The 18,070-nt window shown below is 70.0% G+C and carries 18 protein-coding genes and 1 riboswitch; of the genes, 15 read left to right on the top strand and 3 right to left on the bottom strand.

The features are described from left to right. Positions 1 to 138: 138 nt before the first annotated feature. From DPR14_RS02280 to DPR14_RS02230, 11 genes are all read left to right on the top strand, one after another. On the top strand, positions 139 to 354 hold the full coding sequence (locus tag DPR14_RS02280) for a putative signal transducing protein (protein ID WP_158043723.1): 216 nt from the start codon (positions 139 to 141) through the stop codon (positions 352 to 354). Between the two features lie 2 nt (positions 355 to 356). Continuing rightward, positions 357 to 1,115 (top strand): tRNA1(Val) (adenine(37)-N6)-methyltransferase, encoded by a 759-nt coding sequence (locus DPR14_RS02275; RefSeq protein WP_158043722.1) that lies wholly within the window; start codon positions 357 to 359, stop codon positions 1,113 to 1,115. Positions 1,116 to 1,163: 48 nt separating this feature from the next. Further along, on the top strand, positions 1,164 to 2,006 hold the full coding sequence (locus DPR14_RS02270) for a S49 family peptidase (RefSeq protein ID WP_246148733.1): 843 nt from the start codon (positions 1,164 to 1,166) through the stop codon (positions 2,004 to 2,006). A 90-nt stretch (positions 2,007 to 2,096) separates the two neighbouring features. Then, a riboswitch (TPP riboswitch) is annotated at positions 2,097 to 2,197 on the top strand. Beyond that, complete coding sequence (gene thiO, locus DPR14_RS02265; RefSeq protein WP_343038695.1) at positions 2,187 to 3,398, top strand: glycine oxidase ThiO; 1,212 nt, start codon at positions 2,187 to 2,189, stop codon at positions 3,396 to 3,398. Its footprint overlaps the riboswitch before it by 11 nt. Further along, on the top strand, positions 3,395 to 3,616 hold the full coding sequence (thiS, locus tag DPR14_RS02260; protein WP_158043720.1) for a sulfur carrier protein ThiS: 222 nt from the start codon (positions 3,395 to 3,397) through the stop codon (positions 3,614 to 3,616). The genes thiO and thiS overlap by 4 nt, the downstream gene beginning before the upstream one ends. Positions 3,617 to 3,654: 38 nt before the next feature. Further along, positions 3,655 to 4,425 (top strand): thiazole synthase, encoded by a 771-nt coding sequence (thiG, locus tag DPR14_RS02255; protein ID WP_158043719.1) that lies wholly within the window; start codon positions 3,655 to 3,657, stop codon positions 4,423 to 4,425. Between the two features lie 52 nt (positions 4,426 to 4,477). Beyond that, complete coding sequence (locus DPR14_RS02250) at positions 4,478 to 4,717, top strand: PP0621 family protein (RefSeq protein ID WP_158043718.1); 240 nt, start codon at positions 4,478 to 4,480, stop codon at positions 4,715 to 4,717. Between the two features lie 219 nt (positions 4,718 to 4,936). Further along, positions 4,937 to 5,869: a glycine--tRNA ligase subunit alpha gene (locus DPR14_RS02245; RefSeq protein WP_158043717.1), complete on the top strand. Its 933-nt coding sequence runs from the start codon at positions 4,937 to 4,939 to the stop codon at positions 5,867 to 5,869. Between the two features lie 16 nt (positions 5,870 to 5,885). Beyond that, on the top strand, positions 5,886 to 7,979 hold the full coding sequence (glyS, locus tag DPR14_RS02240; protein WP_158043716.1) for a glycine--tRNA ligase subunit beta: 2,094 nt from the start codon (positions 5,886 to 5,888) through the stop codon (positions 7,977 to 7,979). A gap of 145 nt (positions 7,980 to 8,124) precedes the next feature. Then, positions 8,125 to 10,818 (top strand): pyruvate, phosphate dikinase, encoded by a 2,694-nt coding sequence (ppdK, locus tag DPR14_RS02235; protein ID WP_158043715.1) that lies wholly within the window; start codon positions 8,125 to 8,127, stop codon positions 10,816 to 10,818. A gap of 5 nt (positions 10,819 to 10,823) precedes the next feature. Continuing rightward, complete coding sequence (locus DPR14_RS02230; RefSeq protein ID WP_158043714.1) at positions 10,824 to 11,744, top strand: ArgK/MeaB family GTPase; 921 nt, start codon at positions 10,824 to 10,826, stop codon at positions 11,742 to 11,744. A gap of 102 nt (positions 11,745 to 11,846) precedes the next feature. Here DPR14_RS02230 and DPR14_RS02225 read toward each other — a convergent pair whose 3' ends face one another. Beyond that, entirely contained in the window at positions 11,847 to 12,398 is a 552-nt protein-coding gene (locus DPR14_RS02225; RefSeq protein WP_158043713.1) for a PRC-barrel domain-containing protein, read from the bottom strand. A gap of 103 nt (positions 12,399 to 12,501) precedes the next feature. Beyond that, positions 12,502 to 13,398, bottom strand: coding sequence for a CAF17-like 4Fe-4S cluster assembly/insertion protein YgfZ (gene ygfZ, locus DPR14_RS02220; protein ID WP_158043712.1), 897 nt, complete (start codon positions 13,396 to 13,398; stop codon positions 12,502 to 12,504). Between the two features lie 122 nt (positions 13,399 to 13,520). Here ygfZ and DPR14_RS02215 point away from each other — a divergent pair, with 122 nt between their 5' ends. The 4 genes from DPR14_RS02215 (at position 13,521) to DPR14_RS02200 (ending at position 17,511) form a co-directional block, all read left to right on the top strand. Beyond that, the gene (locus DPR14_RS02215; protein ID WP_158043711.1) at positions 13,521 to 14,477 is read left to right on the top strand and encodes a glycosyltransferase family 9 protein; all 957 of its coding nucleotides are present in this window, start codon (positions 13,521 to 13,523) and stop codon (positions 14,475 to 14,477) included. Between the two features lie 70 nt (positions 14,478 to 14,547). Then, the gene (locus DPR14_RS02210) at positions 14,548 to 14,934 is read left to right on the top strand and encodes a DUF6165 family protein (protein ID WP_158043710.1); all 387 of its coding nucleotides are present in this window, start codon (positions 14,548 to 14,550) and stop codon (positions 14,932 to 14,934) included. Positions 14,935 to 14,955: 21 nt separating this feature from the next. Beyond that, the gene (locus DPR14_RS02205; protein WP_246148730.1) at positions 14,956 to 16,005 is read left to right on the top strand and encodes a glycosyltransferase family 9 protein; all 1,050 of its coding nucleotides are present in this window, start codon (positions 14,956 to 14,958) and stop codon (positions 16,003 to 16,005) included. Between the two features lie 69 nt (positions 16,006 to 16,074). Beyond that, positions 16,075 to 17,511: a mannose-1-phosphate guanylyltransferase/mannose-6-phosphate isomerase gene (locus tag DPR14_RS02200; protein WP_158043709.1), complete on the top strand. Its 1,437-nt coding sequence runs from the start codon at positions 16,075 to 16,077 to the stop codon at positions 17,509 to 17,511. Between the two features lie 82 nt (positions 17,512 to 17,593). Here DPR14_RS02200 and DPR14_RS02195 read toward each other — a convergent pair whose 3' ends face one another. Beyond that, positions 17,594 to 18,058: a cupin domain-containing protein gene (locus DPR14_RS02195; RefSeq protein WP_158043708.1), complete on the bottom strand. Its 465-nt coding sequence runs from the start codon at positions 18,056 to 18,058 to the stop codon at positions 17,594 to 17,596. Positions 18,059 to 18,070: the final 12 nt, after the last annotated feature.

Below are 18,070 nucleotides of genomic sequence, written 5' to 3'. Positions count from 1 at the left end.
GCTGGTCAAGTGCGCTGTCAAAATCGCCGCATGCCGGGCCGCGGAGGCATGCCGTTTCCATGCCCCCTCCGGCGTGCTATTCGCAGGGGGAGGATAGGTTCGCCGGCCTGTTTCATCCGCCGTTCCGGGAAAGGAATCATGAAGGAACTCCTGCGCACGGTCGATCCGGTGCTGGTCTCGTGGCTGACGGCCCTGCTGGCCGATGCCGGCATAGAGGCGATCGTCCTCGATACCTATACCAGCATCCTGGAAGGCAGCATCGGCGCGATCCCGCGGCGGCTGATGGTCGCGGAGGAGGATTACGCCGCGGCCCGCCGGATCCTGGAGGAGGCGGGCCACCTTGCTCCTGATTGAAGATGCCCCCGACCGATAATCCCGCCCCCCCGCGGACCGCCGACCGGCTGCTGGGCGGGCGGGTCAGCCTGATGCAGCCCGCCCGGGGCTACCGCGCAGCCATCGATCCGGTGCTGCTGGCGGCGGCGACGCCCGCCGCGGCGGGCGAACGGGTGCTCGACGTCGGCGCCGGCGTCGGCGCCGCGACCCTTTGCCTGGCATCGCGAGTTCCCGGGGCCGATGTCACCGGACTGGAACTCCAGCCCGACCTCGCGGCGCTCGGGGCGGAGAACATCCGCGCCAACCGGCTGGAGGACAGGGTCCGCATCCTCGAAGGCGACCTCCTGGCGCCACCGGAGGGGCTCGGCCGCACCGCCTTCGACCGGGTGATGACCAACCCGCCGTTCCAGGAGGCCGGCACCCACACCCCGCCGCCGGGAGAGAGCCGCGCGCTGGCCCATGGCGAGGGCGCGGCCGACTTGGCGGCCTGGTTGGATTTTTGTGCCCGACGGGTGAAGCCGCGCGGCACCCTGACCGTCGTCCACCGGGCCGACCGGCTGGACGACCTGATAGCGCTACTGCACGGCCGGTTCGGCGCGATCACCCTGGTTCCGCTTTGGCCCAAGGCGGGCCGGCCGGCCCGGCGCATCGTCGTGACCGCGCGCAAGGGAGCCCGCAGCCCAGCCCGCCTGATGCCCGGCCTCGTCCTGCACGAGGCCGACGGACGGTTCACCGGGGCGGCGGAGGCGATCCTGCGCGACGGCGCCGCGCTGGATCTTTGAAATCATGCCGCCCGCCCCATCTTAAGCGGCATGCTGATCCGCCGTATCATGACCGCCCTCGGTCGCAAGCCCACCCCCACCGTTTCCGTCCTCCGGCTGTCCGGCGTCATCGGCGCCGGAGGCGCCCTGCGCCCGGGGATCACCCTGGCGGCGCTGGCGCCCGCCATCCAGCGCGCCTTCTCCGTTCCCGGCCAGCAGGCCGTGGCGCTCCAGATCAATTCTCCCGGCGGCTCGCCGGTCCAGTCGGCCCTGGTGGCGGGACGGATCCGCCAGCTGGCCGACGAGAAGAAGGTGCCGGTTTTCGCCTTCGCGGAGGACGTCGCGGCATCGGGCGGCTACTGGCTGGCCTGCGCCGCCGACGAGATCCATGCCGATCCCAGCTCGATCATCGGCTCGATCGGCGTGGTTTCCGCGGGCTTCGGCTTCCAGGACCTGATAGCCCGCTACGGGATCGAGCGGCGCGTGCATACCTCCGGCACCCGGAAGGCCATGCTCGACCCGTTCCAGCCCGAGCGGGACGAGGACATCGTGCGGCTGAAGGCGATCCAGACGGAGATCCACGACGCCTTCAAGGCCATGGTCCGGGGCCGCCGGGGCGACCGCCTGAAGGGGACCGACGACGAGCTGTTCTCGGGCGAGTTCTGGACCGGCGCCAAGGCGCTGGACCTGGGACTGGTCGACGGGCTCGGCGACCTGCGCTCGGTCATGCGCGACCGCTTCGGCGAAAAGGTCGACCTGCGGCTGGTCCATGGCGAGCGCCGCTGGTGGCGCGGCCGCATCCGGACCGAAGCGGCGCTGCCGCTGCTGCCGGCCGGCGTCGCCGACGATCTGGCGTCCGCCGTGATCGGCGCCGTCGAGGAACGCGCCATGTGGTCGCGCTTCGGCCTGTAGCGTCCCCCCCCCGGACTGGGCGGCTGCCCGATAAGCCTTGCGATCACGCCGGGGCATGCCGCATAGTCTCGACCCCGGGCGCGAGTCCGGAAAATCTGGCTGGGGTGCCGGTCCGTCGATGGGCCGGCTGAGATCATACCCATCGAACCTGTTCGGATAATGCCGACGAAGGGAGCCCCCGTGACGACAGCGCGATCCAATTCCGATATTTCGACCCGCCCGATGTCCGACCGCCCCTCGGTCGCCATCGTCGGCGCCGGCGTGGTCGGGCTCGGCATCGGCTGGCGTCTCGCCGCCGCCGGGTGCCGGGTCGAGATCTTCGACAAGGGCGAGGCGGGACGCGGCGCCAGCCATGCCGCCGCGGGCATGCTGGCGGCCGGGGTCGAGGTCGAGCCCGGCGAGGAAGGCCAGCTGCCGCTGAACCGGCACAGCCAGGACCTGTGGCCGGGCTTCGCCGAGGAGCTTCAGGCCGCCTCCGGCATTGATGTCGAGCTGCGCACCGAGGGCACCCTGGTGGTGGCCCTGAACGCCGACGACGTCGCCCGGCTGCGCTTCAACTTCGACCTCCAGAAGAGCCTGGGGCTCGGCCACGAATGGCTGACCGGGTCGGAGGTCAAGCGCCGCGAGCCCTATCTGCACACCGGCACGGCGGCGGCGATCCTGAGCCCGCGCGACCATCAGGTGGAGAACCGCAAGGTCGCCCTGGCGCTCCGCACGGCGTTCGAACGGGCCGGGGGCCGCCTGCACGAGAACGCCCCGGTCGAGGAGATCCTGGTCGAGGGAGGGCGCGCGGCGGGCTTGCTTCCCGCAGGCGGCCGGCCGCACCGGGCCGACGTGACCGTGCTGGCCGCGGGCGCTTGGTCGCGGGGGATTCCCGGCCTGCCCGACGACGCCCGGCCGCCGGTCCGGCCGGTCAAGGGCCAGATGGCGGCCCTTCGGATGGACCCGCGCGAACCGCTGCTCCGCCATGTCGTCTGGACGCCCGGCGTCTATCTGGTGCCGCGCCGCGACGGGCGGCTGGTGATCGGCGCCACGGTGGAGGAGCGCGGCTTCGACACCGACCTGACCGCGGGCGGCGTCATGTCCCTGATCGAGGGCGCCTGGAGGGCGCTGCCGGGGATCGAGGAATTGCCGATCGACGAGCTGTGGGTGGGCTTCCGCCCCGGCTCGCGCGACGACGCGCCCATCCTGGGGCCTTCGGCGCTGGATGGGCTGGTCCTGGCGACCGGCCACCATCGGAACGGCATCCTGCTGACCCCGGTCACCGCCGACGCCGTCTCCGACTACATCCTGACCGGGCGGATCGCCGACGTCATCCGCCCGTTCGGCATCGACCGATTCGTCAAGAAGGCGGCGCCAGGCCGCCCGCAGAGTGGGAAGGAACTTCCATGACCCGACATATCCCCCCGCATATCCAGGTCAACGGCCAGCGCGAGCCGCTGGCGGCCGTGATGCTCGACGCCCTGCTGCGCGGGAAGGGCGTGGTGCCCGGAGCCCGCGGCGTCGCCGTGGCGCTGAACGGCGAAGTCGTCCCGTCCGGCCGCTGGGCCGATACCGCCCTGGCCGAAGGCGACGACCTGGAGATCGTCCACCCGTTCTCCGGCGGCTGACTCCGCATATTCCCATACGCAGCCCTGAAAGCACGTCCATGTCCGATTCCTTCGAGATCGCCGGCCGCAGGCTGACCTCACGCCTGTTCATCGGCACCGCCGGCTACCCGAACCGCCAGGTCATGCTCGACGCCATCACGGCGAGCGGGGCCGAGGTGGTCACTGTGTCGATCCGCCGCATCAGCCTGGAAGGCTATGCCGAGAGCATGGTCGACCTGCTGGGATCCGATTATGTCCTGCTGCCCAACACCGCCGGCTGTTCGACCGCGCGGGAGGCCGTGCTGACCGCCCGGCTCGCCCGCGAGGCGCTGGACACGAACTGGATCAAGCTGGAGGTGATCGGCGACCGCGAGACCCTTCATCCCGACGTGGAGGAGCTCCGGCGCGCGACCGAGGAGCTGGTCGCCGACGGCTTCACCGTGCTGCCCTACTGCAACGACGATCCGGTGTCGTGCCGGAAGCTGGCCGACGCCGGGGCCGCGGCGGTGATGCCGCTGGGCTCGCCGATCGGTTCCGGCCTGGGCATCGCCAATCCCCACGCGATCGAACTGATCTGCGCGCGCAGCTCCGTTCCGGTCATCCTGGACGCCGGGATCGGCACCGCGTCGGACGCGACCCTGGCGCTGGAGCTGGGCTGCAGCGCCGTGCTGCTGAACACCGCGGTCGCCAAGGCCCGCGACCCGCGCCGCATGGCCGCGGCGATGCGCGCCGCCGTGGAGGCGGGGTACGCGGCCCGGGGCGCCGGCCGCATCCCGAAGCGGACCTACGCCCAGGCTTCCAGCCCGCAGCTCGGCCTGATCGGCACCTGACTTGACCGGCACCTGACTTGACCGGCATGGGGCGGGGGCACTAAGAGAAAGCATGCTGAAGCTCCTCACCCTCGTCCTGCTGATCGCCATCGTGTGGTTCGGCTTCAAGTTCGTGGCCCGCTCCCAGGCGATCGCCAAGGCGAAGCGCGAGATGGCGGCCCGCCGCGAGGCCGGGCTGCCCCGCCCGCGCCCCCACGACGCCCAGGAGATGGTCCGCTGCGCTTCCTGCGGCGTCTACGTGCCGGCCGCCAAGGCCGACGCCTGCGGCCGCCCGGACTGCCCTTACCGGTGAGGGAGTTCCCGTTGTCCGTCCACAGATGAACGCAGATGGACACAGATGTTTTTTCGATCCTGTCTTTGTCCAATCGCGTTCATCTGTGGACAATCCGGCCCTGCGCCGTTCACCCGCCCCGGGTCGGCGGCTCCACCGCATCGCCTCCTGCACTTGATTCCGCCAGATTGCCCGCGTATCGTCCACGCACTGCAACATAATCATAAAGTGTGAGCGAACATGGCGCCTGCAAGCGCGGCGACACGGCCCCTCAGCTTCCAGGGGCTGATCCTCAAGCTCCAGGATTTCTGGGCGGAACAGGGCTGCGTCATCCTCCAGCCCTACGACATGGAGGTCGGCGCCGGCACGTTCCACCCGGCGACGACCTTGCGGGCGCTGGGGCCGCAGGCTTGGCGCGCGGCCTATGTCCAGCCGTCGCGCCGCCCCAAGGACGGCCGCTACGGCGAGAATCCCAACCGCTTGCAGCATTACTACCAGTTCCAGGTGATCCTGAAGCCGTCGCCGGCCGACGCGCAGGACCTCTACCTGAAGAGCCTGTACGCCCTGGGCATCGACCCCGCGCTGCACGACATCCGCTTCGTCGAGGACGACTGGGAAAGCCCGACCCTGGGCGCCTGGGGACTGGGCTGGGAGGTCTGGTGCGACGGCATGGAGGTCACCCAGTTCACCTATTTCCAGCAGGTCGGCGGCATCGAGTGCGACCCAGTCGCGGTCGAGCTGACCTACGGCCTGGAACGGCTCGCCATGTATGTCCAGGGCGTCGAGAACGTCTACGACCTGGACTTCAACGGTGCCGGCGTGCGCTACGGCGACGTCTTCAAGCGGTCGGAGGTGGAGTTCTCCACCTTCAACTTCGAATACGCCGACACCGACCGGCTGCTCCGGCATTTCAAGGACGCCGAGGCGGAATGCCGGACGCTGCTGGACGCCAGGCTGGCCCTGCCCGCTTATGACCAATGCATCAAGGCGAGCCATTTGTTCAACCTGCTGGATGCGCGAGGCGTGATCAGCGTGGTCGAGCGGGCCGCCTATATCGGCCGTGTCCGGGCGCTCGCCAAAGGCTGCTGCGAGGCCTGGCTGGCGGGATTGCCGGCATCGGCCCCGGCACTGGCTCCGGCATCGGTCCCGTCCGTCGCCGGCCCGACCTCCTGACAGACCGCCGGAAACCATGCCCCAGCTTCTGATCGAACTGTTCTCCGAGGATATCCCGGCCCGCATGCAAGCCCGCGCGGCCGAGGATCTCCAGCGTCTCGTCACCGCCAAGCTGGAGGCCGCCGGCCTCCAGGCCGCCGCGAGCGAGGCCCACTCCACCCCGCGCCGGCTGGCGCTGGTGGTGGAAGGCCTGGCCGGCCGCACCGCCGACGTCCGGGAGGAGCGCAAGGGACCGCGCGTCGGCTCGCCGGAGCAGGCGGTCGCCGGCTTCCTGCGGGGCGCCGGCCTGTCCAGCCTGGACCAGTGCGAGCAGCGCGACACCGGCAAGGGGTCGTTCTGGTTCGCCGTGGTGGAGAAGCCCGGCCGCGCCACCGCCGAGGTGCTGCCCGGCCTGATCGCGGAGACGATCCGCGAGCTGCCGTGGCCCAAGAGCATGCGCTGGTCGACCGGCGGCTTCCGCTGGGTCCGCCCGCTGCACCACATCCTGGCGGTGTTCGACGGCAAGCCGGTCGAGGGATCCTTCGATCTCGGCGGCGGCCTCGGAATGCTGACATTCGTCGACACCACCCGGGGACACCGATTCCTCTCCCCTGACACCGTGGTCGAGGCCCGCAGCTTCGACCAGTACCGCGACGGCCTGCGGTCGGCCCACGTGATCCTGTCGCGGGACGAGCGCCGGGCGAAGATATCCTCCGACGCGGCGGAGGCCGCGGGCGCCCACGGCCTCGTGGTGGCGCCGGACGAGGGTTTGCTCGACGAGGTCACCGGGCTGGTCGAGTGGCCGGTCGTGCTGAGCGGCGCCATCGACCAGCAATTCATGGACGTTCCGCCGGAGGTGCTGACCACCTCCATGCGGACCCACCAGAAGTATTTCGCCACGACCGACGCGACCGGCGCGCTGGCGGCGCGCTTCGTGGTGGTCGCCAACATGGTCACGTCGGACGGCGGGGCCGCCGTGATCGCCGGCAACGAGCGCGTTCTGCGCGCGCGGCTGTCCGACGCCAAGTTCTTCTGGGAGCAGGACCGCAAGGTCAGGCTGGAGGAGCGGGTCCCGGCGCTCGGGTCGGTGATCTTCCACGCCCGTCTCGGCACCGTCGCGGAGAAGGTCAACCGGCTGGAGACCCTGGCCGCAGAGCTGGCCGCCTTCGTGCCGGGATGCGATCCCGACCGGGCGCGCCTGGCCGCCCGGCTCGCCAAGGCGGACCTGGTGTCCGGCATGGTCGGGGAGTTCCCGGAACTCCAGGGCGTCATGGGCCGCTACTACGCGCTGGGCGAGGGGCTGGCTCCCGAAGTCGCCGATGCCGTCGCCGAGCACTACAAGCCGCTGGGACCCAACGACCGCTGCCCGACCGCGCCGGTCAGCGTCGCCGTGGCGCTCGCCGACAAGCTGGACACCCTCGTGGGGTTCTTCGCGATCGACGAGCGGCCGACCGGCTCCAAGGATCCCTACGCCCTGCGCCGCGCCGCCCTCGGCCTGATCCGCCTGATCATGGACAACGGGCTGAGGCTGGACCTGGGCAGCATCTTCGGGATCGCCCACGGGCTCTACCGGGCCGAGAAGCTGGTGCCGGCCGCCCAGGTCGGGCCGCAGCTGCTGGACTTCTTCGCCGACCGGCTGAAGGTCGTGCTGCGCGACCGGGGCGTCCGCCACGACCTGGTGGACGCCGTGTTCGCGCTCGGCGGGGAGGACGACCTGGTTCGCCTGCTGTCGCGGGTCCAGGCGCTCCAGGGCTTCCTGGGCACCGACGACGGCGCCAACCTGCTGACCGCCTACCGGCGGGCCACCAACATCGTCCGGATCGAGGAGAAGAAGGACGGGACCGGCCATGGCGGCGCGCCCGAGGCGGGCCTGCTGGAGCAGCCGGAGGAGAAGGCGCTGTTCCAGGCGCTGGCCGAAGCCGAGCGCTGCGCGGTACCCCTGCTCGCCACGGAGGACTTCGCCGGCTGCATGGGCGCGCTGGCAGCCCTCCGCGCGCCGGTGGATGCTTTCTTCGACAAGGTGACGGTCAATGCCGACCAGCCACCCCTCCGTGTAAACCGTCTGCGTCTCCTGAGCCAGATTCCCGCGACCTTGAATCGGATCGCGGATTTCTCCAGGATAGAGGGCTGAGGCGTGACGGTTCGTATATGATCATATGCAAAGCCCTGTTCCGTCCAACAACTCGCGGAATAGTCCTGGAGCATTTTGCCGGGGTAGTTGTTAACCACGGTCAATCCAGTATTTGAGTCCATCACAGGAGTTACCGGGGAGCACCATGGGTAATCAGGTCACAACCCGCTGGGTCTACAGCTTCGGCGACGGCAAGGCCGAAGGCCGGGCGGATATGAAGAACCTGCTCGGCGGCAAGGGCGCGAACCTTGCGGAGATGAGCAATCTGGGCCTGCCCGTGCCGCCCGGCTTCACCATCACGACCGAGCTGTGCACCTACTACTACAAGAACGACCGCACATATCCGTCCGACCTGAAGGATCAGGTCGCGGAGGCGCTGGGCACGGTCGAGCGCAGCATCGGCGCCGGATTCGGCGATCCCGAGAACCCGCTTCTGGTCTCCGTGCGCTCCGGCGCCCGCGCCTCCATGCCGGGCATGATGGACACCGTGCTGAACCTGGGCCTGACCGACGTGACGGTCGAAGGCTTGGTCAAGCGCAGCGGCGACGCGCGTTTCGCCTATGACAGCTATCGCCGCTTCATCCAGATGTACGGCAACGTCGTCCTGGGCGTCGAGCACCACCACTTCGAGGACATTCTCGAGAACGTCAAGCGCGACCGCAACATCACGCTCGACACCGAGCTGGTCGCCGCGGACTGGCAGGCGGTGATCGAGGGCTACAAGCAGGTCGTCCAGCACGACCTGGGCCGTCCCTTCCCGCAGGACGTCCACGAGCAGCTGTGGGGTGCCATCGGCGCGGTGTTCGGCTCCTGGATGAACCAGCGCGCCATCACCTACCGCCGCCTGCACGACATTCCGGCCGAATGGGGCACCGCGGTCAACATCCAGGCCATGGTGTTCGGCAACATGGGCGACGACTGCGCCACCGGCGTGGCCTTCACCCGCAACCCCTCCACCGGCGAGAACGCGTTCTACGGCGAGTACCTGGTCAACGCCCAGGGCGAGGACGTGGTCGCGGGCATCCGCACCCCGCAGCACCTGACCATCGCCGGCAAGCAGGCCAACAAGTCCGACCTGCCGTCCATGGAAGAGGTCATGCCGGAGGTGTTCCAGCAACTCGACGCGGTGCGCCTGAGGCTGGAGGGCCATTACCGGGATATGCAGGACATCGAGTTCACGGTGCAGCAGAACAAGCTGTACATGCTGCAGACCCGGACCGGCAAGCGCACCGCCGCCGCCGCGCTGAAGATCGCGGTGGACCTGGCGAACGAGGGCGTGATCGACCATGCCGAGGCGATCAACCGGATCGACCCGGCGTCGCTCGACCAGCTCCTCCACCCGACGCTCGACCCCAAGGCGCACCGCACGGTCATCGCCCGCGGCCTGCCGGCTTCGCCGGGCGCCGCTTCGGGCAAGCTGGTGTTCAGCGCCGACGAGGCCGAGGCCCAGGCCCAGCTCGGCGAGTCGGTGATCCTGTGCCGGATCGAGACCAGCCCCGAGGACATCCACGGCATGCACGCCGCCCGCGGCATCCTGACCACCCGCGGCGGCATGACCAGCCACGCGGCCGTGGTCGCCCGCGGCATGGGCCGGGCCTGCGTGGCGGGTGCCGGTGACCTGCGGGTCGACTACAAGGCGCAGACCGTCAGCGTCCGCGGCGTCACCATCAAGGCCGGCGACACCGTCACCATCGACGGCTCCACCGGCGAGGTCATGCTGGGCTCCGTCCCGACGATCCAGCCGGAGCTGTCGGGCGACTTCGCCACCCTGATGGGCTGGGCCGACGAGATCCGCCGCATGAAGGTCCGGACCAACGCGGAGACCCCGCTGGACGCCCGCACCGCCCGCAAGTTCGGCGCCGAGGGCATCGGCCTGTCGCGCACCGAGCACATGTTCTTCGACGCCGACCGCATCGTCGCGGTGCGCGAGATGATCCTGGCCGAGACCGAGCAGGGCCGCCGCGCGGCGCTGGCCAAGATCGCCCCGATGCAGCGCCAGGACTTCGTCGAGCTGTTCACCATCATGAAGGGCCTGCCGGTCACCATTCGCCTGCTCGACCCGCCGCTGCACGAGTTCCTGCCGAACTCCGACGCGGAGATGGAGGAGGTCGCCAAGGCGGCCGGCACCGACATCCTGAAGGTACGGCACCGCGCGTCGCAGCTCCACGAGTCGAACCCGATGCTCGGCCACCGCGGCTGCCGTCTCGGCATCTCCTACCCGGAGATCTACGAGATGCAGGCCCGCTCGATCTTCGAGGCGGCGGTCCAGGTCTTCAAGGAGTCCGGCGAGACCGTGATCCCCGAGATCATGATCCCGCTGATCGGCACCCCGAAGGAGTTCGACATCCTGAAGGCCGTGATCGACAAGGTCGCCAATGAGGTGATCAGCAGCAGCGGCCGGCAGATCGAGTACCTGGTCGGCACCATGATCGAGCTGCCGCGGGCCTGCCTGCGCGCCGGCGAGATCGCCGAGACGGCCGAGTTCTTCAGCTTCGGCACCAACGACCTGACCCAGACCACCTTCGGCATCAGCCGCGACGACGCCGGCAGCTTCCTGCCGGACTACCAGCGCGGCGGCATCCTGGAGCACGACCCGTTCGTGACCATCGATGTCGAGGGCGTCGGCGAGATGGTGAAGATCGCGGCAGAGCGCGGCCGGGCCACCCGGCCCGACATCAAGCTCGGCATCTGCGGCGAGCATGGCGGCGACCCGGCCTCGGTCCACTTCTGCGAGACCGTCGGCCTCGACTACGTCTCCTGCTCGCCCTACCGCGTTCCGATCGCCCGTCTGGCGGCGGCGCAGGCGGCGCTGTCGACCGAACAGACGAACCGGGACTGACCGGCATGCTGGCCAAGCTCCGCGACGCGCTGGCGCGCGGAGAGAAGGCGGCTCTGGCGGCGGCGCTGGCCGGGATCGAACGCGATCCCGATGGCGCCGCCACCGCGGACCTGCTGGATTCCGCCTACAAGGACCCGGTCGCCCACGTGATCGGGCTGACCGGCCCGCCCGGCGTCGGGAAATCGACGCTGACCGGCGCGCTGATCACCGAATACCGGAGCCTGGGAAAGACGGTCGGCTGCATCGCGGTGGATCCGTCGTCCAGGCGCAGCGGCGGCGCCCTGCTGGGCGACCGCACCCGCCTGGGCACCGATCCGGAGGATGCCGGCTGCTTCGTCCGCTCCATGGCGGCGCGCGACCGGCTGGGCGGGCTGGCGGGCTTGACCGTCGCGGCCATGGTGCTGATGCGGGCCGTCTACGACGTCGTGCTGATCGAGACGGTGGGAGTCGGCCAGTCGGAAACCGACATCGCCGGGACGGCGGACACGGTGGTGTTCTGCGTCCAGCCCGGCTCGGGCGACAGCCTGCAGTTCATGAAGGCCGGCATCGTCGAGATCCCGGACATCGTCGTCGTGACCAAGTCCGACATGGGTGCCGCGGCGGAACGCGCCCGCGCCGATGTCCGGGGGGCGCTCAGCCTCGCCGAGGAGGCGCGCGGCGGCTGGAGCGTTCCGGTGCTGGCCCTGTCGGTGCAGCAGCGCCAGGGCATCGGCGAGCTGATCTCCACGCTGGGCGAACATGGCGTTTGGCTGGCCGGAACGGGCCGCTTGGAAAGCCAGCGCCATGCCCAGGCGCGGACATGGCTGGCGGAGGCGGTCCGCGAACGGTTCGGCCGCGAAGGCATCCGCCGCGCCGGCCCGCTGGACCTGGGGCCGGGCGACGCTCCCTTCGGGGAGCTTCGGGCCGTCGCCCGACGGTTGCTCTGACCCTGAAATGAGAGACCCCCGGAGCGCCGCTCCGGGGGTCCTCCCAGGTCACACAAGGTTGTCGGTCCCCTGCGCATCCCCGGTTCTGCTTACGATCGAAGCCTACTGCGAGCCGCCGCCGCCGGTCGTGGCGCCGGTGCCTCCCGCACCTCCCGTCATGCCGCCCGCGCCCGGGGTGGTGCCGGTGCTGCCGCTCATGCCGGCATCGCCGCTGCGGTTCAAGGTGGTCATGGTATCGCTGTATTCGAATTCCGGCATCGCCTCGACATCGGCCTGGGTCATGTTCGAGAGGGTCAGGCTTTCCGGTTCGCCGTCCTCTTCGGTCTGGACCTGCACCTGGGAGAAATCGACCGAGATCTGCTTCTCGCCGATTCCCAGGAAGCCGCCGCTGGAGATCACCAGCTGCGTCGGCTCGCCCGATGCCGGATCGATGATCACGTCCTCGACGGAGCCGATCTTCTCCCCGTCGCTGCCCATGACGTCCTCGCCGATCATCTCCTCGGCGCTGACCGCGCCGGTGGCGGGCATGCCGTCCACGGCGGCGGGCGGAACCGAGGGAGTACCGGACGGATCGGTGGTCGAAGTGCCCTGCGCGAAGGCGGCGCCCGTCATCAGGGCAATGGCCGAAGCGGCGCCGATCAGTTCCCTACGCATCGAAGAACTCCTCTGGTCTGTTGAACAGTCCGTTTCTTCACCTCTTTCAACATGCCCAGCGGGCAACAATTCCACCGTCCCCGTGAAATTCCGTTGCGGCGCCTCAGTAGGCCGCCCAGCCCGGCCGGTGCGGGACGATGCGGGTGCCGCCGACCAGCAGGGGCAGGCCTTCCGCCCGGGCGCGCTCGACCTCCTCCAGGCGGAGCAGGGCCAGGGCCCGGTCGCCGGTGCCGGTCCGCATCTCCCCCGCCTCCTTGTCGCCCAGCATGACGATGGCGCCGGGTTCCGGCAGGGGGCCTTCGACGGCAACCGGCATCAGGCGCTTGCGGACCAGCCCGCGGTAGCGGGTCCGGGCGGTCAGCTCCTGCCCCATGTAGCAGCCCTTCTGCCAGGAGATCGCGTTGAGCTCGTCCAGGCCGTTCTCCAGCAGGATCGCCTTGTCGACCAACATGTCGCGGCTGCCGTCGGGAATGCCGGATTCCAGGCGGAGCCGCTCGTAGGCCTCAGGCCCGGCCGGCCGGAACCCCCTGGCCTCCAGCACGGCGGCCTCGGTCCCCCGCGGCAGGATCGCGCGGGCGCCGAGTCCGGCCAAGCGCGGGTCGGTGAAGGCGATGCCGTCGCCCAGCGCCGCCGCGGCACCCCGTTCGGCCGGCAGGCCCAGGGCTTCCAGGGCGCCGTCGCCGAACAGGGCGGTGACCGAGAAGCGGGCGCTGTCGTCCTCCAGCGCCACCTTGGAGCGCAGCTTGTACATCTTCAGCCGCCGCTGGAGATCGGCCAGCCGGTCCGCCTCGCAGTCCAGCAGCAGCCTGTCCCCGAGGGCGGCGATGAAGAAGTCGTGCAGGAACTTGCCCTGCGGCGTCAGGAGCGCGGAATAGACGGCGCGCGCGGGGCCGACGGGGGTGACGTCGTTGGTCACCAGCCCCTGGAGGAAGGCGGTGCGGTCGGCATCGCCGATCGCCAGGATGCCGCGCGGGGCCAGGGTGACGTAGGAAGGATTCATGGCTCGGCTCCACCGGCGGTCGAGGGAAGGGGCTATCGCGATCCGAAATCATCACGTATTGACGTGCGGCGCCTTTGGCAAGGTGGCTTCTTGGCGCGGCACGGGTACTTCGGGGGCATGTCTTGCGCATTCTGTTCATCGGCAACAGCCGCATCGGCGACTTCATCCTGTCCAGCGGATTGCTGGCATACCTGATCGAACGCCACCCCAAGGCCCGGATCACCGTCGTATGCGGGCGGATCGTGGCGCCGCTGCTCGCCGAGGCGCCCTGCATCGAGCGCGTCATCGTGATGGAGAAACGCAAGCACCACCGCCACTGGCTGGACTTGTGGCTGACCACGGTGGGAACCCGCTGGGACCTGGTGGTCGACCTGCGGAATTCCGCCGTGTCGCGGGTGCTGGCGGCGCGCGAGGTGCGCCGGGTCGGCCGGGCGAAGGGCCGGCAGCTCCACCGGGTCGAGGAGATCGGCCGCGTCCTGGGCCTGGACCCGCCGCCCGACCCCCGGCTGTGGATCGGAGGCGCCGACCATGCCGCGGCGGCCGGGCTGGTGCCCGACGGGCTGCCGGTGCTGGCGCTGGGGCCGGGCTCGACCCACGAGCACAAGCGCTGGCCGTCGGAACGTTTCGCGGAGCTGGCGCTGCGCCTGACCGGCTATGAGGGCATCCTGCCCGGCGGCAGGGTCGCGGTGATCGGCTCCCCCGCGGAGCGCGCCCAGGCGGAACCGGTGCTGGCCGCCGTACCGCCGGAACGCCGGATCGACCTTATGAGCAACACGCCGCTGCTGGTCGCGGCGGCCTGCCTGCAGCGCTGCGCGCTGTATGTCGGGAACGACGGCGGCCAGATGCACCTGTCGGCGGCGGCCGGCGTGCCGACCGTGGGGCTGTTCGGCCCGACCCCCGCCTTCCATTACCGCCCGTGGGGGAAGCATGCGGCCCATGCCCAGGCGCCCGAGCCGTTCGAGACCCTGGCGGCGAAGATCCCGGAGGCGATGCGCGAAGGCGTGTCGCTGATGGGCGGCCTGACGGTGGATGCCGTCGAGGCGACCGCGCGCCGGCTGTGGGACACGGTCCGTGCCTGAGTGGCGGGCGGGCTCCGGCTGTGCTAGGAAGCGGGCGGAAAGATAGTGGCAACCTCGCAGGAATGACGCGATGGCTATCCTGATTGAAGTGGCTCCCGGCGAGCTGATCGACAAGCTGACGATCCTGGAGATCAAGAAGGCCAACATCGGCGACCCCGCCAAGCTGCGCAACGTCGAGCACGAATACGACGTGCTGTCGCGCGTGCTGGCGGAGCAGGTTCCGCCGAGCGGGGACCTCACGGGCCTGACCGCCGAGCTGAAGGCGATCAACGAGAGCCTGTGGAAGATCGAGGACGACATCCGCGACCTGGAGCGGGCACGCGACTTCGGCCCGGCCTTCATCGAGCTGGCCCGCGCCGTCTATCACACCAACGACCGGCGGGCGGCGGTCAAGCGCCGGATCAACGAGCTGCTGGACAGCCCGATCCTGGAAGAGAAATCCTACGCCGCCTACTGACCGGCCGGGTGGAACCAAGCCTTGGCCACGACCATGAACCGGCAACCGGACCGGCCGCCCCCCGACAGCGTCGCCGTCTTCAGCTATGAGGAGATCATCGGCGACGGGCTGTACAAGCTGCCCTTCGTGCGGATGGTGCGCGCGGCCTATCCCTCGGCGCGGATCACCTGGATCACGACGCGCAAGACCGTCTATGCCGGCCGGCTCCAGCCGCTGATGGACGGGCTGATCGACGAGTTCCGCCAGGACAGCGGGATCGGCGCCGGCGTGGCCGGCCTGCTGAAGCCCCTGCCTTTCCGCGAGCGGTTCGGCGTGATCATCGACACCCAGACGACGCTGTGGCGCACCCTGACGATCCGGCGGATGCCGCACGACCTGTTCGTGTCCGGCGCCCTGGGCTTCCGGCTGTCGGACGCCAAGCCGCCGCCGAGCCAGATCCGCCCGCCGCACATGGTGGACCGGCTGGCCGACCTGCTGAGGCTGGCCGCCGGATCGGTGCCCAAGGTGGAGGCCGGCCTGCGCCTGCCCGAGCCGCTGGCCGCGAAGGCCGAGGCGGCGCTGCCGCCGGGTCCCCGCTATGTCGGCCTGGCGCCCGGCGCCGGGAAGCGGTTCAAATGCTGGCCGCTGGACCGCTTCGTCGCGGTCGCCCGGGCGCAGGTCGAGCGGGGCCGGGTGCCCGTCTTCATCCTGGGGCCGGACGAGCTGGAGTGGATGCCCGAGCTGAGGGCGGCGGTCCCGGCGGCGCTGTTTCCCGAGCAGGACCGGGAGATCTGGGGGGACGAGTTCACGCCGCTGCGCACCATCGCGCTGGCGCGCCGCTTCGCCGCCGCGGTCGCCAACGACAGCGGGGTCAGCCACATGTTCGGCGCGGCCGACATACCTTTGGTTACCCTGTTCGGGCCGACGCCGGCGGCGAAGTTCCAGCCAAGGGTAACCTCCGGTGGCGCGATGACGGCGCAGGAGTTCGGGGGTCGCGACATGACCGCTATTCCGGCGCAAGCCGTTATCGAAAGGCTTGACCGTCTCGCGATACGCCCGATCGATCAGGCTTCCTATTCGAAAAACTCCTGAAATCCTTCTGCGTATGCTGCATTGTGTCAAACAGACACGGTGTCAAACGGACACGGACAAGTTGAGATCATGCCCTCCATCAACAGTGCCCCGACCATCCATCCCGTTCTGCTTTCCGGCGGCTCCGGATCGCGCCTCTGGCCGATCTCGCGGGAAAGCTATCCGAAGCAACTGCTGCCGCTGGTCGGCGAGCGGACCATGCTTCAGGACACCGTCGGCCGCGTCGCGGGCGAGGGCTTCGCGCCGCCGCTGGTGATCTGCAACGACGAGCACCGGTTCGTGATCGCGGAACAGCTTCGCCAGATCGCCGTCACGCCGTCCGCCATCGCGCTGGAGCCGGTCGGCCGCAACACCGCCCCGGCGGCGGCCGTCGCCGCGCTGATGATCGCCGAGCAGGACCCCGACGGGCTGCTTCTGCTGCTGCCGGCCGACCACGTGATCCGCGACACCGGGGCGTTCCACGCCGCCGTGGCCGCGGCCGCGGGTGCCGCCGCCGCCGGCAACCTGGTGACCTTCGGCATCACGCCGACCGCGCCGGAGACCGGCTATGGCTATATCCGCCAGGGCGCCGAGCTGACCGGCCACGGGGGCGTGTTCCAGGTCGACGCCTTCGTGGAGAAGCCGGGCATCGGCAAGGCGGCCGACATGCTGGCATCCGGCGGCCATTTCTGGAACGGCGGCATGTTCCTGTTCTCGGCGGCCAAGCTGCTGGCCGAGATGGAGAAGTTCGAACCCGCCATCGTCGCCGCCTGCCGCGAGGCGATCGCCAAGGGCTCGCGCGACCTGGACTTCTTCCGCCTGGACCCGGACGCCTTCGGCAAGGCCCCGAGCATTTCCATCGACTATGCCGTGATGGAGCGGACCGACGCCGCCGTGGTGGTGCCCGCCACGATCGGCTGGACCGACGTGGGCGCCTGGTCGGCGCTGTGGGACATCGGCGCCAAGGACGGGAACGGCAACGTCTTCGTCGGCGACGTGATGACCGAGGACGCGCACAACTGCTATGTCCGGTCCGAGGGCGTGCTGACCGCGGTGGTCGGGCTCGACGACGTGGTGGTGGTCGCGACCGACGACGCCATCCTGGTCGCCAGCCGCGACAAGGTCCAGGACATCAAGAAGGTGGTCGAGCGGCTGAAGAAGGAAGGTCGGCCGGAAGCGAAGATCCACAGCCGGGTCCATCGCCCCTGGGGCTTCTACCAGTGCCTGCACGAGGGCGAGCGGTTCCAGGTGAAGCGCCTGACGGTCAAGCCCGGCGCCACGCTGTCGCTTCAGAAACACTATCACCGGGCGGAGCACTGGGTCGTGGTCAACGGCACGGCGCTGGTCACCCGCGATGCCGACCAGGTGCTGCTGCGCGAGAACGAGTCGATCTACATCCCGCTGGGCGCCGTCCACCGGCTGGAGAACCCGGGCAAGGTGACGCTGAACCTGATCGAGGTCCAGTCGGGGTCGTACCTGGGCGAGGACGACATCGTCCGCCTGACCGACACCTACGGCCGGGCCTGACCGGGAGCGGGCGGAGGGGCGGCGTCCCGCCGCCCATGGTGCGCGGGACGCGCACCCTCCGCCCCGTTGTTCTCCGCCTTCGCTACTTGTGGATCGGATCAACCCAGGCGACGGTTTCGGGCTGTTCCACCATGGGAATGTCCAGGTTGACGACGACGGCTTCCTGGTCGCTGCGCACCAGGACGCATTCCAGCGGTTCGTCGGCGCTGGCGTTGATCTCCTGGTGGGGCACGAAGGGCGGGACATAGATGAAGTCGCCCGGCCCGGCCTCCGCCGTGTATTCCAGCGCCTCGCCCCAGCGCATGCGGGCGCGCCCGCGCACCACGTAGATGACGCTCTCCAGCTCGCCGTGATGGTGGGCGCCGGTCTTGGCGTCGGGGTGGATCGTGACCGTCCCGGCCCAAAGCTTCTGCGCCCCGACGCGGGCGTGGTTGATGGCGGCCGCCCGGTTCATGCCGGGCGTCTGCGGCGTGTTGGCGTCGAGCTGGTCGCCCCGCACGACGCGGACGCCGTTCTCCCGCCAGTCGGTCTTTTCCGGATCACCCATGGTTCGGCCCCC

Origin of the sequence: Skermanella pratensis, from assembly GCF_008843145.1 — a bacterium.
Classification (GTDB): domain Bacteria; phylum Pseudomonadota; class Alphaproteobacteria; order Azospirillales; family Azospirillaceae; genus Skermanella; species Skermanella pratensis.
Note: the sequence above shows the minus strand (reverse complement) of the source record. Positions and strands in the feature narration are given on the sequence as shown.

What these genes read in the sequence shown, in the direction of transcription:
- DPR14_RS02200 (WP_158043709.1), top strand. Translation starts at nt 16,075, where the DNA reads ATGCCCTCCATCAACAGTGCCCCGACCATCCATCCCGTTCTGCTTTCC.
- DPR14_RS02195 (WP_158043708.1), bottom strand. Translation starts at nt 18,058, where the DNA reads ATGGGTGATCCGGAAAAGACCGACTGGCGGGAGAACGGCGTCCGCGTC.
- thiG (WP_158043719.1), top strand. Translation starts at nt 3,655, where the DNA reads ATGTCCGATTCCTTCGAGATCGCCGGCCGCAGGCTGACCTCACGCCTG.
- DPR14_RS02210 (WP_158043710.1), top strand. Translation starts at nt 14,548, where the DNA reads ATGGCTATCCTGATTGAAGTGGCTCCCGGCGAGCTGATCGACAAGCTG.
- DPR14_RS02225 (WP_158043713.1), bottom strand. Translation starts at nt 12,398, where the DNA reads ATGCGTAGGGAACTGATCGGCGCCGCTTCGGCCATTGCCCTGATGACG.
- DPR14_RS02250 (WP_158043718.1), top strand. Translation starts at nt 4,478, where the DNA reads ATGCTGAAGCTCCTCACCCTCGTCCTGCTGATCGCCATCGTGTGGTTC.
- DPR14_RS02280 (WP_158043723.1), top strand. Translation starts at nt 139, where the DNA reads ATGAAGGAACTCCTGCGCACGGTCGATCCGGTGCTGGTCTCGTGGCTG.
- DPR14_RS02270 (WP_246148733.1), top strand. Translation starts at nt 1,164, where the DNA reads ATGACCGCCCTCGGTCGCAAGCCCACCCCCACCGTTTCCGTCCTCCGG.
- DPR14_RS02275 (WP_158043722.1), top strand. Translation starts at nt 357, where the DNA reads ATGCCCCCGACCGATAATCCCGCCCCCCCGCGGACCGCCGACCGGCTG.
- DPR14_RS02245 (WP_158043717.1), top strand. Translation starts at nt 4,937, where the DNA reads ATGGCGCCTGCAAGCGCGGCGACACGGCCCCTCAGCTTCCAGGGGCTG.
- ppdK (WP_158043715.1), top strand. Translation starts at nt 8,125, where the DNA reads ATGGGTAATCAGGTCACAACCCGCTGGGTCTACAGCTTCGGCGACGGC.
- glyS (WP_158043716.1), top strand. Translation starts at nt 5,886, where the DNA reads ATGCCCCAGCTTCTGATCGAACTGTTCTCCGAGGATATCCCGGCCCGC.
- DPR14_RS02230 (WP_158043714.1), top strand. Translation starts at nt 10,824, where the DNA reads ATGCTGGCCAAGCTCCGCGACGCGCTGGCGCGCGGAGAGAAGGCGGCT.
- ygfZ (WP_158043712.1), bottom strand. Translation starts at nt 13,398, where the DNA reads ATGAATCCTTCCTACGTCACCCTGGCCCCGCGCGGCATCCTGGCGATC.
- thiS (WP_158043720.1), top strand. Translation starts at nt 3,395, where the DNA reads ATGACCCGACATATCCCCCCGCATATCCAGGTCAACGGCCAGCGCGAG.